Annotated in this window: 12 protein-coding genes; 4 read left to right on the forward strand and 8 right to left on the reverse strand. The window is 56.2% G+C overall.

Features of this window, described 5'->3' with window-relative positions; genetic code table 11:
• Positions 1-165: 165 nt before the first annotated feature.
• The gene (locus tag LC417_RS16050) at positions 166-369 is read left to right on the forward strand and encodes a hypothetical protein (protein ID WP_003854174.1); all 204 of its coding nucleotides are present in this window, start codon (positions 166-168) and stop codon (positions 367-369) included.
• Between the two features lie 71 nt (positions 370-440).
• Positions 441-1,157: a 4'-phosphopantetheinyl transferase gene (locus tag LC417_RS16055; protein WP_033767435.1), complete on the forward strand. Its 717-nt coding sequence runs from the start codon at positions 441-443 to the stop codon at positions 1,155-1,157.
• A gap of 170 nt (positions 1,158-1,327) precedes the next feature.
• On the opposite strand, the gene LC417_RS16060 is transcribed toward LC417_RS16055, so the two are convergent.
• From LC417_RS16060 to apbE, 3 genes are all read right to left on the reverse strand, one after another.
• The gene (locus tag LC417_RS16060; RefSeq protein ID WP_223566137.1) at positions 1,328-2,980 is read right to left on the reverse strand and encodes a multidrug ABC transporter permease/ATP-binding protein; all 1,653 of its coding nucleotides are present in this window, start codon (positions 2,978-2,980) and stop codon (positions 1,328-1,330) included.
• 96 nt (positions 2,981-3,076) lie between these two features.
• Positions 3,077-3,718: a DNA oxidative demethylase AlkB gene (alkB, locus tag LC417_RS16065; protein WP_223566138.1), complete on the reverse strand. Its 642-nt coding sequence runs from the start codon at positions 3,716-3,718 to the stop codon at positions 3,077-3,079.
• Entirely contained in the window at positions 3,718-4,764 is a 1,047-nt protein-coding gene (gene apbE, locus LC417_RS16070) for an FAD:protein FMN transferase ApbE (RefSeq protein ID WP_223566139.1), read from the reverse strand. Before apbE ends, alkB begins: the two co-directional genes overlap by 1 nt.
• A 171-nt stretch (positions 4,765-4,935) precedes the next feature.
• Here apbE and LC417_RS16075 point away from each other — a divergent pair, with 171 nt between their 5' ends.
• Together LC417_RS16075 and LC417_RS16080 are read left to right on the forward strand one after the other, a co-directional pair.
• Positions 4,936-5,046 (forward strand): hypothetical protein, encoded by a 111-nt coding sequence (locus LC417_RS16075; protein ID WP_010248361.1) that lies wholly within the window; start codon positions 4,936-4,938, stop codon positions 5,044-5,046.
• A gap of 149 nt (positions 5,047-5,195) precedes the next feature.
• Positions 5,196-5,390 (forward strand): hypothetical protein, encoded by a 195-nt coding sequence (locus LC417_RS16080; protein ID WP_223566140.1) that lies wholly within the window; start codon positions 5,196-5,198, stop codon positions 5,388-5,390.
• A gap of 17 nt (positions 5,391-5,407) precedes the next feature.
• Here LC417_RS16080 and ompC read toward each other — a convergent pair whose 3' ends face one another.
• The 5 genes from ompC to LC417_RS16105 form a co-directional block, all read right to left on the reverse strand.
• On the reverse strand, positions 5,408-6,526 hold the full coding sequence (gene ompC, locus LC417_RS16085; RefSeq protein ID WP_010248366.1) for a porin OmpC: 1,119 nt from the start codon (positions 6,524-6,526) through the stop codon (positions 5,408-5,410).
• A gap of 598 nt (positions 6,527-7,124) precedes the next feature.
• The gene (locus LC417_RS16090; protein ID WP_010248368.1) at positions 7,125-8,294 is read right to left on the reverse strand and encodes an HlyD family efflux transporter periplasmic adaptor subunit; all 1,170 of its coding nucleotides are present in this window, start codon (positions 8,292-8,294) and stop codon (positions 7,125-7,127) included.
• The gene (locus tag LC417_RS16095; protein WP_010248371.1) at positions 8,291-10,444 is read right to left on the reverse strand and encodes a type I secretion system permease/ATPase; all 2,154 of its coding nucleotides are present in this window, start codon (positions 10,442-10,444) and stop codon (positions 8,291-8,293) included. The genes LC417_RS16090 and LC417_RS16095 overlap by 4 nt, the downstream gene beginning before the upstream one ends.
• A gap of 16 nt (positions 10,445-10,460) precedes the next feature.
• A complete protein-coding gene (locus LC417_RS16100; RefSeq protein WP_010671027.1) occupies positions 10,461-11,816 on the reverse strand; it encodes a TolC family outer membrane protein in 1,356 nt (451 codons plus the stop codon).
• Positions 11,817-12,120: 304 nt separating this feature from the next.
• Positions 12,121-14,064 (reverse strand): Ig-like domain-containing protein, encoded by a 1,944-nt coding sequence (locus LC417_RS16105; protein ID WP_223566141.1) that lies wholly within the window; start codon positions 14,062-14,064, stop codon positions 12,121-12,123.
• Between the last annotated feature and the right edge of the window lie 55 nt (positions 14,065-14,119).

Below are 14,119 nucleotides of genomic sequence, written 5' to 3' on the forward strand. Positions count from 1 at the left end.
GTATGGCAGTTAACATTCCTCTTACAATCAGCAGGTTAACAGTTGCATTATAATCTGATCTGCTTCACAAAATCGGCTACCGGCTGCGCTTATTCATCAAACTGAAACAAAAATGTCACAGAAAATGCCTACCCTGAAATCCCCAGAAATTGACGGATAATTTTTATGGCGATCAAAGCGAAAAGCCTGAAGGATGCAGAAGCGTTGCTGCATTCAGGCATTAGCAAAGTGGAACTGGCGTATGACATTGGCAGCGACGATTTCTTTCGTCTGGCAAGCCACTGGTGCGACCGAGGTGCACGCATCAGCAGGGGTCACCACCATTTCGTTGTTTCTCTGAAGAGTTTTGCCATTCCTCCCAACGACTGATTCCGGCGGGCTGCTTGCCCTGATCCATCGCGCCTGATTTAATGCCTTTTTGGTTTTGATGATGGTCCCGCATGCGCTATCCCGACCTGCCGCTGCCGCCTGTTGCAGGCGGCTTTATCCTTTCCCGGCACCTTAACCGCAGCGATCCTTTGCTGGCGGTGAGTCACTTCGATCCGCAAAAGTATCATGACGGGCTGGCTGTCGAATGGGATATTCCGCTGCCCGCCCGACTGCAGCAGGCTGTCAGTAAACGGCGTGCTGAATACCTCGCCAGCCGTCTGCTGGTCCGGTCAGTGATGGCAGAACTGGGTATTGCTGATTTTATTCTGACCAATGCAGCTGATCGATCCCCCTGCTGGCCCGCTGGCATTCAGGCGTCACTGTCGCACAGTGCAGGCATCGTTGTGGTAGCGGCAACCCGTCAGCCCTGCGCTGTTGGGGTGGATGTCGAGCAGTTCATGTCGGAGACGACGGCGCATGAAACGGCTGAGTTGCTGATGAACGAGCAGGAACAACACCTGTTACGGACGCTGCCCGTCTCTTTTCGCGCTGCCGCTACCCTGCTCTTCTCCCTCAAAGAGAGCGTTTATAAAGCCATCTGGCCGCAACTGCTTCAGCCGATGGACTTTCCGGATGCGGAACTGGTGTCGGTAGATTTCGCGCAGCAGCGGGCGACGTTGCGACTGACTCAGCACTTCAGCGGGTGTTTTGCGATGGGAACGTTACTGGAGGCAAGCTTTGTGTGGCGGGATACTCAGGTAATCACGCTAATCACACATCGGCTTTAAAAAAACCGGCTAAACAATACGCGTTAAAACTTTGCGGTTTAGCCGGGGGTAACACAGACGAAAGAAAAGGTTCAGAATGGCAGAAACCGGAGTTTCTGCTGATCGCTAACGTAGCCTGGTTCAGGCGAAACACGCCACTACGCTTTTTTGCTAAGCTTTGCCAGCTGCCGTTAAAGGCCGGTGTCGGTGCGTTTTACCGAGTCGAGCGTGGCAAGATCGCGCTCATTACCGGTCAGCTCCGTCAACTTGCCTTCACGCATCTCCAGCAACCGATCGGCATGTATGAAGTAGTGATCGTCATGGCTGATAGCAAACACCGTTTTACCCGCCTGCTGTAGCCACGGCAGCAGCTCGCGATAGAAGATACGTCGGAAGTGAGGATCCTGATCCGCCGCCCACTCATCCAGTAGCAGCACATCGCGCTCTTCTGCCACCGCCAACAGCAGTGCCAGTCGCTTACTCTGTCCTTTAGAAAGCTGCAGATTCAGCACTTTGTTGCCTTCAATCTTCAGCTTATCCTGCATCTTCAGTCTCTCAAGCCAGAGCTGAACCAGCGCCGGGTTGGCTGCAACCCCTTCCCGCCCCATTAACCGGTCAAACAGGTGTAAGTCGGTAAAGACCGCCGAGAACTGACTGCGCCACACATCAAGCTCATCCGCCGTTATCGGCTTGCCATCCAGCAGCAGCGTGCCGGACTGAGGCTGATACAGCCCGGTCAGCAGCATCGCCAGCGTCGATTTTCCGCTGCCGTTGCCGCCAATCAGAAAGACCAGTTCGCCCCGGCGCAGCGTCAGGTTAACCGGCCCGACCTGGAAGCCGTTATCGCCATAGTGAAAAGAGACGTCGCGCAACTCCAGCGTTTGCCAGTCTGAGGACGTGGAGGCGGAGTGGAATCCTGACTGATAAGGAGCGAGGTCAAAGGCATTGAGCTTACGGAATGCGACCTGGGCACTGAGCAACGTCGGTAACGCGCCCACCGCGGAGAGCAGCGGCGTGCGTAAAAACAGCAGCGTCAGGGAAAAGGTAGCGGCGACGGCGGTATTGGCCCAGCCCAGGCTGTTGGCCATAAAAAAGACCATGCCGATAGCGCCTAACGTCATGATATTTGACCAGTTGACCGCACTAAGATGGTAAGTATCGGCGCGGACAATGTGGTGTCGCCAGGCGCGGGCATCTTCCTGATAAACCGTGTCGTAAACCTGCTGAGCGCGTGAGCGGTTAAGCTGTAGCTCTTTGCGCCCTTCAATCACCGTCTGATAATCACGATAGAGGTTATCTTCGATTTCCCGCAGCTTTGCCATGTGCTGGTAAACCCGCGAGACCAGCAGCCAGCCGCCAACCAGCGTGACACCCAGCCAGACAGTGGTTACCAGCAGCATTTTAGGCGACAGCCACGCGAGATAGATCGCCGAGCCAAGCGTAATAATCACGCCCTGAAAGAGCTCCGGCAGACGCACAAAGGCCAGAGTAATGGCCCGCACGTCGCTGGTCAGTCCCGCCAGCAGCTGCGCACTGCCGAGTTGCTCGATGCGTTCAATGCGGGTATCGAGGATACGCTTGATAAATTCGCCGCGCAGTCGCCAGACAAACTGATGGCCAAGCATGGTCAGCGCCAGCTGCGAGGCCAGTGTCACCGCCATCAGCACCACCAGCTGCAACAGAAACTGCGGCAGTACCGCAAATGAGGTGTTGATGGCGACAATCATTTCGCGATTGATAAAGGCGATCATGCCGATACCCAGCACGGCGCTTAACAACGTGAGCGCAATCACCCCGATAAAAGGCCAGCGGAACTGGCGAAAAACAACGCTTAGCAACGTCATGCAGGCAATCCAGCAGTCAAAAAACAGCCTGCAGTGTAATGGGATGCAAAATGATAGCAATAGTTATTCGTACCACGCCGTAACCGGCGTGGTGGGTCAGAAAGCGCGTCGAAACGTCAGGTTATAACGCCAGGCACCCACCAGCGGATGAACGCCTGGCTTAAGTGGCAGGATGCCGTGGTAACGCAGGCGCGACGGCCCGCCCCACACCACAATGTCGCCATGTTCCAGCAGCACACGCTGGGTACTGTCACCCCGTTCGAAGCCGCCAAACTGAAAGACCGCCGGTAAACCCAGCGACACCGAAACGATAGGCTGACGCAGATCTTTCTCATCTTTATCCTGATGCAGCGTCAGCTTCGCGCCCGGCTCATAGCGATTAAGCAGGCAGGCATCCGGATTAAAGCCAGGGAACCCCGCCTCAGACGCCGCCTGCTGCGCCAGAGTACGAAACAGCGGCGGCATAGCCGGCCATTTACGCCCGTTCAGGTTGTCCTGCTGCTGATACTGGTAGCCGCGTGAATCCACCGACCAGCCGAAATCGCCACAGTTGGTCATCGCCACCGACATGCGATGGCCGACGGGCGTAATGCGATGGGCAAACGGATTCTGCTCCGCAATTGCCATTATTTGCTGATAAAGCGCCTCTGCATCCTCACGTGCGCGACGCCGCAGGATCACCGCGCCCTCAGCCAGCGTCTCCTGCCAGGGTTGTTCTTCACTAAACAGATCTAACATCAGGGTTCTCCGGATTCAGCGGGGATCAGGAAAGCAGCGAACTGCGGCGACATCCAGCTGACAAATTTATCGCCCTGCTTGCTGATCAGATAGACCGCCAGATGCTGTTCAATCGCCAGCGCCTGGGCTTTTTCCGTGCCAAGTACCATCAGTCCGGTATCCCAGCCATCGGCTTCCAGCGCCGTGGTGGCGATCACCGTGGCGGAAACCAGTTTATGCTCAATTGGCCGTCCGGTAACGGGATCGATCACATGAGAAATGCGTTTGCCGTCCAGTTCATAATAGTTGCGATAGCTGCCGGAGGTACTGATGCCGTGTCCCTGCAGATTAACGCGCGCCTGAACCGCATTCTCACGATCGGTCGGTTTCTGAATCGCCACCCGCCACGGCTGCTGCTGCGCATTAAGGCCACGGCTCAGCACGGCGCCGCCCACAGACACCAGATAGTTATTGATGCCGAGCTGCTCCATCAGTCGCGCCAGATGATCGGTGGCGAAGCCCTCGCCCACCGTCGAGAGATCGACATAGAGACCTGGCAGATCTTTCTGCAGCCACTGTCCATCTGCGCCCTGCACCACCCGCAGATGCTGCAATCCGGTCTGCGCCCGGGCGGCGGCGATTTGTGCCGCATCCGGCGTATGGCCGGGCTGCTTCGTCGGGCCAAAGCCCCATAAGTTGACCAGTGGCCCGACGGTAATATCCATCGCCCCGCCGGTTTTACGGCCAATCCGCAGTGAGGTCGTGACAATATCTGCCATGTTTTCACTTACCGGCTGCGGTGACAGGTCACGGCTTTGGTTGAAGCGCGATAAGGCGGAGTCTGGCTTCCAGGTAGAGAGTTCCGCATCGTCCGCATCCAGCTGCTGCTGAATCCGCTGTTGCAGTTCCGCTCTGCGCTCACTCGCCACACCGGCCAGGCTCACACGCCAGACGGTTCCCATGGTTTTTCCTTCCAGCACCAGCGCGGATGTGGTCGCTGGCTTATCACAGGCCGTTAACATCAACGTTAACATCGCTATAAACAGCAGATTAATCTGATAACGCATCTTTCCTCACTTGTAACACTTTATTCAGCTCTGCTACAAAGCATAAACTTCGGGTAAAGACGCTTAAAGAGAGTTGAATATTTCTCTGAAACCTATCAGTATTCACCGGTCATCTACCCTGTATCCGCCTTTTATCAGGCGACTAACGTTAATCAAAGTAAGGAGCGGCAGATGATCTATCTGATTCTCGTCATTGCCCTGGGGCTGTTTATCTTCAGTAGCTATAAAGTCTTGCATCAGCGTCGTCATCGTCACATGACACCCTCACGCCCGCGTCAATAACAGGCTTAACTGCACCTGATTGGGGCAAGATCGCCCTGACGCGCGCGGCAAGTGTACCAAAGTGCGCGCGAGGTCTGTGGCTATGAGAGCGGTAAAGCTGGCATGAATTCTGCACTGTTGAAACAGTGTTTATCTCTGAGAGGTGCAGAATGAAAAGTTCACAGAAGTGGCAGTCAGCATGGCATCACTGGCTGAGCTTTTCAGCCTTCACCCTGGCAGGCGTGGCATTTGAAGGCGCGCGATTCGGCAGCGTGATGTCGTCAGTGACAACCGCGCCGGAAGCCACGAAGTGGCGAAAGGCTGAAGCGCTCAGCCCGAAAGGTGACGCAGGAGCGCAGCGGTAACTGCGCTCCCGTACAACTCAGAACTGGTAAACCAGACCCAGTGCCACCACGTCGTCGGTATTGATACCGGCTGCGTCGGTGAAAGCGTTGTCGTCCAGCAGGTTGATCTGGTAATCAACATAGGTGGACATGTTTTTGTTGAAGTAGTAGGTCGCGCCAACATCGATATATTTTTTCAGATTCTGTTTACCCCAGTTCTGAACATCGGTGCCGCGTGAGGTGACGTACGCCAGGGATGGACGCAGGCCAAAGTCGAACTGATACTGCGCAACCAGTTCCCAGTTGTCCGCTTTATCCGCATAGCCATAAGCTGAAGAGTCGTTGGTGCTGTCACCGAAGCGGGTCGCATTGTACGAGCGTGAGTACATAGCCGCCAGATAGACGTTGTTCGCGTCATATTTCAGACCGCCAGTATAGACTTCCGCTTTATCGCCACTCCCGAGGATGCCTGATGTTGCGCTGTTCTGGTCGTTGGTACGGTCAGACTGGAAGGCAGCCGCACCAATGCCGAAGCCTGAACCCAGATCGTAAGTTGTGCTCAGACCCCAGCCGTCGCCATTCTGACCCAGTACGTCACGGCCATTCGGAGACTCGGTGCTGTTGCCATTCTTGCCCTGATACTGGACTGCAAAGTTCCAGCCATCCACCAGACCGAAGAAGTTATTGTTACGGTAGGTCGCCATGCCGTTACCGCGCTGATACATAAAGTTATCTGCGCCGTAGGTATCGCCGCCGAACTCTGGCAGCACGTCGGTCCATGCGCCGATGTCATAAGCTACGCCGTAGTTACGACCGTAGTCGAATGAGCCTGCATCACCAAATTTCACACCGGCAAAACCAACACGGGTGTAGCTGTCAGCCGTACCTTCAGACTCGGCGTTGTTCAGCGCGGCCTGGTATTCCCACTGGCCGTAACCGGTCAGCTCATTGCTGATTTCGGTTTCGCCCTTAAAGCCGAAGCGAACGTAAGACTGATCGCCATCAGAACCATCGTTATCAGAGAAGTAGTGCAGACCGTCAACTTTACCAAAGAGATCTAATTTGTTGCCGTCTTTGTTATAGATTTCAGCTGCGTTTGCTGATCCTGCTGCAACCAGCAACGCAGGGATCATCAGGGAGAGAACGCGACGTTTCATTTTATTACCCTCTGTTATGTGCCTTTATTATTTGCCACTGCTAACTGAATGATTAAAAATTCAGCCGGCAGGCCATTGTTGTTTTATAACGGGCAATAATCCACCAGGAAAATGCTACTAAATTTCCAAAAGTGTTTCATACGTCGAAACAGTTATTTCATAATGTAAATAACGGGGAACTAATAACCAGCACGGATCGATAAAAAATGGCGCACAAATCGATAAACCGATTCAGAGAGCTATGTTATCAACAGGTTACATCAGAGTATTCCGAAGCACTGAATGATAAAACTTATACGGCATCTGGTAATAGAATAGACCCCGCTATCATCATTTATTCCATTATTACCTTCATTCTCCCCGAATGAGATGTACAACTTATTATTTCCCGCCGGACAAGTTGTCCGGCATTTTTTTGCCTGCTGTTTGCCGTTCCGTTATATCTTCGTAAACTTTCTTAACCGGGTTAAATTAACTACGGCCTGTTTCCGCACATATTGTTTAAATACGCACACTTTGCGCCCTGACTGCCCAAATATCCGCCATGTTAATTTATCACCGTAATTAAGCAGGCGGATATTTTAGCTGGTGCGGATTTTCAGCGCTCGCGCATCGATTCTTTGACTTTATTCAGGGGCTTAATCAGATAATCCATAACCGATTTCTGACCGGTTTTAATCTCTACATTGGCCACCATACCGGGCACGATCGGGAATTTTCGTCCGGCACGGTTAGTCAGCTCGGCTTTCTGGGTACGAACATAAACACGATAGTAATATTGATCACGTTTTACCTCATCCTGCAGGGTATCTGGCGACACCGTTTCAACTTCGCCGTGCAGATCGCCATAGATAGAGGAGTCATAGGCGGTCACTTTGACGGTAGCCGCCAGACCGGGCCGGATATAAGCGATATCGCGTGGATTGATGCGCGTCTCAATCAGCAGTTGATCCTCCAGCGGGACGATTTCCATCAGTTTGCCGCCAGGCTCCAGTACCCCACCGACCGTGGTGACCTGAATATCTTTAACAATGCCGCGCACCGGTGAATAGAGCGTGGCACGCGTCAGCTGATCCTCTTTGCCTGCAGCAACCTGCAGTTGCGCATCCAGTTCGGCATTGTTTTTCACCTGCTCTTCGTGGGCGCGCACCAGATAGTCATTGCGCGCCTCATCGATTTTGCCGCGCAGATCGCTGACCTGACGACGCAGTCGAATCACCTCGACCTGCCCTGCTGCGCCTTTGGCAACCAGCGGTTCCGTCAGGCGCAGTTCATCCTGCACCAGTCGCAGCGACTGCTGCAGATTACTGATGGTTTCGGTGAGATTACGGCGTCGCGACTCGTAGAGCTGCCGTTCGCGCGTCACCAGGTTCGGCTCCTTCAGCGTTTCGGCGCTGAATGTCAGCGGCGTGCCCGACAGCTCCGCCTCCAGCCGCTCGGACGAGGCGCGCAGGGTGCGCACTTTGGCCTGCGCCTCGCCGAAGTTCGACTGGAAGCGTGTCGGATCGAGGGTCGCCAGCACCTGCCCTTTTTCGACAATGTCGCCCTCATGCACGTTAAGCTGTTTGACGATGCCGCCATCCAGGCTGTCGATCACCTGCGCGCGGCTGGAAGGGGTGACTTTACCGGTGCCGACCGTGACCTCATCCAGAATGGCAAAGTGCGCCCAGATGAGAAAAATCGCCAGCGCGGCGGTGCAGAGCCAGATAATCGCAGATGTCCGGCGCTCATGACGGGCAAGATCTTTATCAACAATAACCAGACTCATGCGGTGTCTCCTTTACCTGGCGACGGTGCCGACGCGGGTGTCGTCGCACGGCGCAGGATCTCGTCGCGCGGGCCGTCGGCCACAATCCGGCCGTTATCCATCACCACTATACGATCGACCATCTTCAGCAGCGCCGGACGGTGCGTCACCAGCACCAGCGTCCGGCCGCTAATCCAGCCCTGTAGCTGACGGATCACATGCTCCTCCAGCTGTTCATCCATCGCCGCGGTGGGTTCATCCAGCAACACCACCTGCGGCTGACGCAGAATCAACCGGCTCAGCATCACCATCTGACGCTGGCCGCCCGACAGCCCGCGCCCGCCTTCATTGATAATGCGGTCCAGGCTGGCGGCATCCTGCTGGACCAGCGACAGCGCGCCGCTGATGCGCAGCGCCTGCAGCATTTCCTGTTCGCTGGCATGGGGATTGCCCAGCATCAGATTCTGCCGCAGCGTGCCAAAAAAGAGGCGGGAGTCGTGCGACAGCCAGCCGAGCTGACGACGTAAATCGGTGGGATCGATACGCTCAATATCGACGCCATCGACAATCACTTTGCCCTGGGTAGCCAGCGCCTGACCGGCGAGGATCTTCAGCAGCGTCGATTTCCCTGCCCCAACTTTGCCCAGAATGGCAATCTTCTCGCCGGGCTTAATCTGCAGCTGCTGAACGTTGAGCACATTCTTTTCATTCTCTTCGTCATAGCTGTAGTGCACATTGCGCAGATCGTACTGGCCGGTGAGCGTCGGGCAGTGTGCCAGCGTCGTCGCTTCAGGCTGATCAAGCGGCTTTTTCAGCAACTCGTCCAGCCCTTTCATCGCCATTTTGGCGTGCTGCCAGCGCGAGAAGACCATGGTCAGCTGCATCAGCGGGGCGATGGTGCGTGATGAGAGCAGGCTGCAGGCAACCAGCGTACCGGTAGTGATTTGCGAATCGAGCACCAGATAGACACCAAATACCAGCATGCCCGCATAGGTGAGCTGCTGCACAGTCGAGGCCCAGCCGGTGAGACGCGCGCCCCACAACCGCTGCTGGTTACTGATTGAGGCGCTGACTTCGTGCGTCTGCTCCCACTGACGCTGAAAATAGGGTTCCGCCTGCAGCGCCTTGATATCCTCAATCCCTTCAATGGTCTCTACCAGCACCGCATTGCGCAGCGCGCCCTCGCGCAGCCCCTCTTTGGCCAGCCGCGCCATCGGGATCTGCACCAGCAGACCGGGAATGACGATCAGCGGGATCGCCGCCAGCGGAATCAGCACCAGCCAGCCGCCAACAAACGACATAATAAACAGGAACAGGATAACAAACGGCAGATCGGCCGCTGCGCCTACCGTGGTCGAGGTGAGCAGCTCACGCACCTGGTCGATCTCACGCAGCTGCGAGATAAACGAACCGGTCGACTTCGGACGCGCCTCATTACGTATGCTCATCGCCCGGGCAAACAGCATGGCCGAGACTTTCAGGTCGATGCGTTTGCCCATTAAGTCTGACACCTGGGTCCGCATCAGCCGGATCAGATACTCAATGGCCGCAGCGATCAGCACGCCGACAAACAGTACCCACAGCGTGGACTGCGACTGGGCCGGAATGACCCGATCGTAGACCTGCATCGAAAAGAGAATACCGGCCAGTGCCAGCACATTACTGATCACCGAGGCCAGCGAAATTTCCGTGATACGGCGGCCCATACCGCGAAAATTTTTCCAGAACCAGTGTGGCTCATAAGGCTGAACGAATTCGTCGATGCGCGCATCACGGCCACGCGCCGCTACGCCAATCACGCCGACATCGCCCTGGGCGCGTGCCAGCAGTTCTGATAACGCGCTTTCACGCACCACATCGCCGCCCTCACTGAGCCAGTAGCGCGCGCTGTTGTCTGAATCGATGCTCTCCAGCACCGCCACGCTGGCATTCTCCAGCACCAGCACCACCGGGGTGATCTCCTGACGCCAGCGCAGTTTGTTCTGCGGCACCATGGTCAGATGCAGTCCCAGCAGGCCGGAGAGTCGTTCCAGCTGCTGTGACACCGGCAGATGTTCAAACCAGCGCATCTGCTGACGCAGGGTTTTGCCATCGGCAGGTTTACCGAATCGCGCGGCTACGCGCAGCATGGCGGCAATCCAGTTATCGGTATTCAGGGTTGATGTACTCATTATTAATGCCTTATCGCTATTGCAGCGAAGGAAGGAGATCGCCGCTGCTTTGCTGGCGATCGATACCCATGATATCGAGCAGATTGTCTACCGCGGCGGCATAACGCACGGTGGCGTCCCAGCCATCGTAAAGCGCGGTGATACGTGAGCTGTCAGCCTGAAACACATCCTGTTCCACGCTAAGCAGATCGTTCAGGCTGCGCTTACTCAGGCGATATTCATCGGCGTAGACATTACGGGTATGGTCGGCGCTGGCCAGCTGCACTTCCCCGGCAGCCTGCCGCTGCTGCGCGCCAATCATGTCGGCATAGGCGGTAGAAGCGTTTTGATTGATGGCGAGCTTGGCCTGCTGAATAGCGGCCTGCGCCGCTTCACGATCGCCCTCTGCTGACTGGGTTTTCGCATTCACCAGGCCGCCCTGATAAAGCGGTGCTTCCACCTGCAGCTGCACTTCATCATCCCAGTAAGATTGACGATCGTTTTCATAGCGGGTCCGGCCCGCCTGCACTTTAATCGTCGGCCAGTGACCGGACTCTGCCTGGCGCACCCGTTCACGAGCGGCTTCCTGCTTCGACTGCGCACTGCGCACCGCCGCGCTGCTTTCATAGGCGATTTTGTCGAGGGTGATCTGCTGCTTAAGCAGCGCCTGGGGCAGTTCAGGCAGCGTGGCGGGAACCACGCCGGTCAGCACGGTCAGTTGCGCGGTGGCGGAACGATGCTGGGCACGATATTGCTCCAGCGTGGCCTGCATCGCGGCGATGCGGGTTTCTGCCTGCAGAACGTCGGACTGGGAATTGAGGCCGGCATCGGCGCGCAGTTTCGCGATATCCCGCACGCGCTTCAGCGAGGCAATATTGGTATGCGCCGTTTCTGCCAGCGCCTGGTAACGTTTGACTTCGAGGTAGGCCTGCAGCGTATCTTCCGCCACGGTGGTCATCGAGTCGAACAGGCTGTAACGATAAGCATCCGACAGCGCGTGCTGCTCATCGATGGCGCTGCCGGTGCGGCCAAAGTCGTAGAGCAGCTGGCTGAGTGTGATACCGCCGGAGCCGTTATTGTTCAGGCTCCCGGCGGAGTCGGTCTGATGAGAGCGTCCCGCCGCGCCCTGCAGTGAGATCTGCGGATACCAGGCGCTGCGGGCGGCATCAAGATCCCCCTCACCGATGTGGATCTGTGCCGCCGCTTCCGAGATTTTCGGATTGCGGGCGAAGGCCCGAAGAATGGCGTCGCGCAGCGTTAAGCTGGCAATCTGCTCTTCGGTGGGCGCGGCGCGCCAGTTAAATTCGGCTTTAGGTAACGGTGCGGCAAAAGCCGCGTGCACTGCAGCGCCACTCAGGGCGCACAACAAAAAAGTTAATCGCGCTTTGTTCATTATCCATACCAACAGGGGTTCTTATCATCATGGTGTTTTTCCTGGTGAACAAAGCGAGCAAAAAGGGGTGCTACTCAGCGTCTGACAGATTTACTGCGTTATTTTATTTATGGTTCGCAAGCGAGACGCTAAACGACCTTTAACATTATTAGATCAGATCCCGCGCTTATTCCTGCTAAAAACAGATGAAATCGTTAATATTTCTACTGAACGAACGAAAAGCAACCACTGAGCGAGCTCGCGCCAATCCAGACAGGCTTAACAGACCTGTCCGGAAGGCAGTGCGTTTACTAATGTGTCAGCGTCAGACCAGGGGGTGTGCCGCAGGATGCTGCAGCAGGTGGTCGGCGAGCGTATAAGGAATATCGGAGAACAGATGACTTTCCTGCGGTGCGGCGGCGGCAGTAGATGTCTGCGCCACGTGCGCCGTCTCCGCCTGCTGGGTCAGGCTGACCGTCTCCAGCAACTGGTCCACCGTCTGACCCTCCAGCGGGTTGGCACTTTCGGTATGTGAGGCCACCTGCACCGTCTGGCTGGCACTGGCCAGATTACCGGCGCTGTCTTTGCCGCTGACTGTCATCTGGTACTCACCATCGTCCAGCGGTGCCAGCTGCCCGGCCAGAATGGTCAGCGCCCAGCCGCCATCGGCTTTTACACTGGCGCTGTAGTGCTGATCGCCCAGCGTTAATTCCACCAGGCTGCCCGGTTGCAGATGACTGGAGCTGCCCTGAATCAGATGCCAGCTGTTGACATCGGCAGCATCAATTTTGTTATCACCAAAAGCCGTGTCCAGGGTCAGCGTCGGCCGCTGGTGCACGGCTACGGTAAACAGTTTATCGCTGGTCTGGGTGTCGCTGTTGCCATATTCATCCCAGCGGTGAAAGGTGGCGGCGACCGGGCCATCCGGCAGTGCCAGCAGCTCGCTGGAGGTCAGTGTTACCATACCTTTGGCGTCGGGCTGGTAGGTTTTACCGTTGATCTCCAGGGTGTTGGCGCCTTCAACGTAGAAGCTCAGATCGTGCTGCGCCTCCTGATAGTTGAGCGTCATGTCACCGCCGATATCCATTTCGGTGTAGATCGGAATAAAGCCGGTGTGGATATTCAGCTCATGCGTGACGTCGATGTAGTTTTTGGCCCCGTCGATCGACCAGGCGCGGATTTCCCCAACGTTGATAAAGGCGTGCACATCCGCTGCCGGGATCACCACCTGCCAGTGTCCATCATCGCCTATGGTGGCGGCATAATCTTTCTGGTTGGCACCCGTGATCACCAGCCGATGGCCCGGCATGACGGTGGAGAGCATGCCGCTCAGTAGCAGATCCTGCTGGCTTTCTGCCAGGTTTATCACATCGTCCGCAGTGACCTTATCGAAGCTAATTTTTGGCAGGCTACTCAGATGGGTGATCAGCGTCAGATCGTGATATTCGGTGGCGGTTTTTCCATTGGGATCGGTCGCCGTGACTTTCAGGCTGTAGACCCCGTCTTTCAGCGCCTGCATATCGCTTTCATGAAATGTGCCATACCACTTACCGTCGTTTCCCATGCTGGCGGTGGTGGTTTGCGTCCCCAGCGTCAGTTTCAGCACCGACCCCACCGGCAAATGCGTTGCGCTGCCGCTGATCTCAACGCCATAAATGCTCTCAGCAATACTCACTGCGTTATCACCACTGACCGTGTCCACGGTCAGCGTAGGTTTGATCGTGCGGTCGGTATAGAGACCAAAATCTACGGTGGTTGCCGTGCTTTGCCCTGCTTTATCGGTAATGGTCAGCGTCAGCGTGTGGTTGCCATCCGCTACGCCTTTCAGCGCATCAGCCGGCATTGAGGCGTTCCAGTAGCCCCACTTATTGACGGTGCTGTGCCAGCTTTGATCGTTGAAGGTCAGCGTTACGGTGGATCCCGCTTCTCCTTCCGCACGGCCGCGCAGATGCACCGGCTTTTGCGCTTCCCAGCCGGCGATCACGCCATCACTGGCGATCGGTTCATAGGGTCGCAGCATAGCGGGCGGCGAACTTTTGACCGCGCTGACAGCCAGTGTGCTGTCGTTGAGCGGGCTGCTATGCAGTGACTCGGTGGAGAGCGTAGTGATCGGCAGGCTCTGTCCCGACGTGGCGAAAGGAAGGCTCAGACTTTGCGTGGCGGCTGGCGCAATGGCGGGCACAGCGCTATCGGCAACGGCAAAGTCGCTTACCGCCGTCTGGAAAATGGATTCGAGCCGGATGGTACGAAGCGTATCGGGTGATGACATAGGTAACCTCAGTTCAGAACAGAAACGCAGACAAAAACCATCGGATAAACCGATC

Origin of the sequence: Pantoea sp. OVA07A (assembly GCF_019969975.1) — a bacterium.
In the GTDB taxonomy this organism is placed as follows: domain Bacteria; phylum Pseudomonadota; class Gammaproteobacteria; order Enterobacterales; family Enterobacteriaceae; genus Pantoea; species Pantoea agglomerans.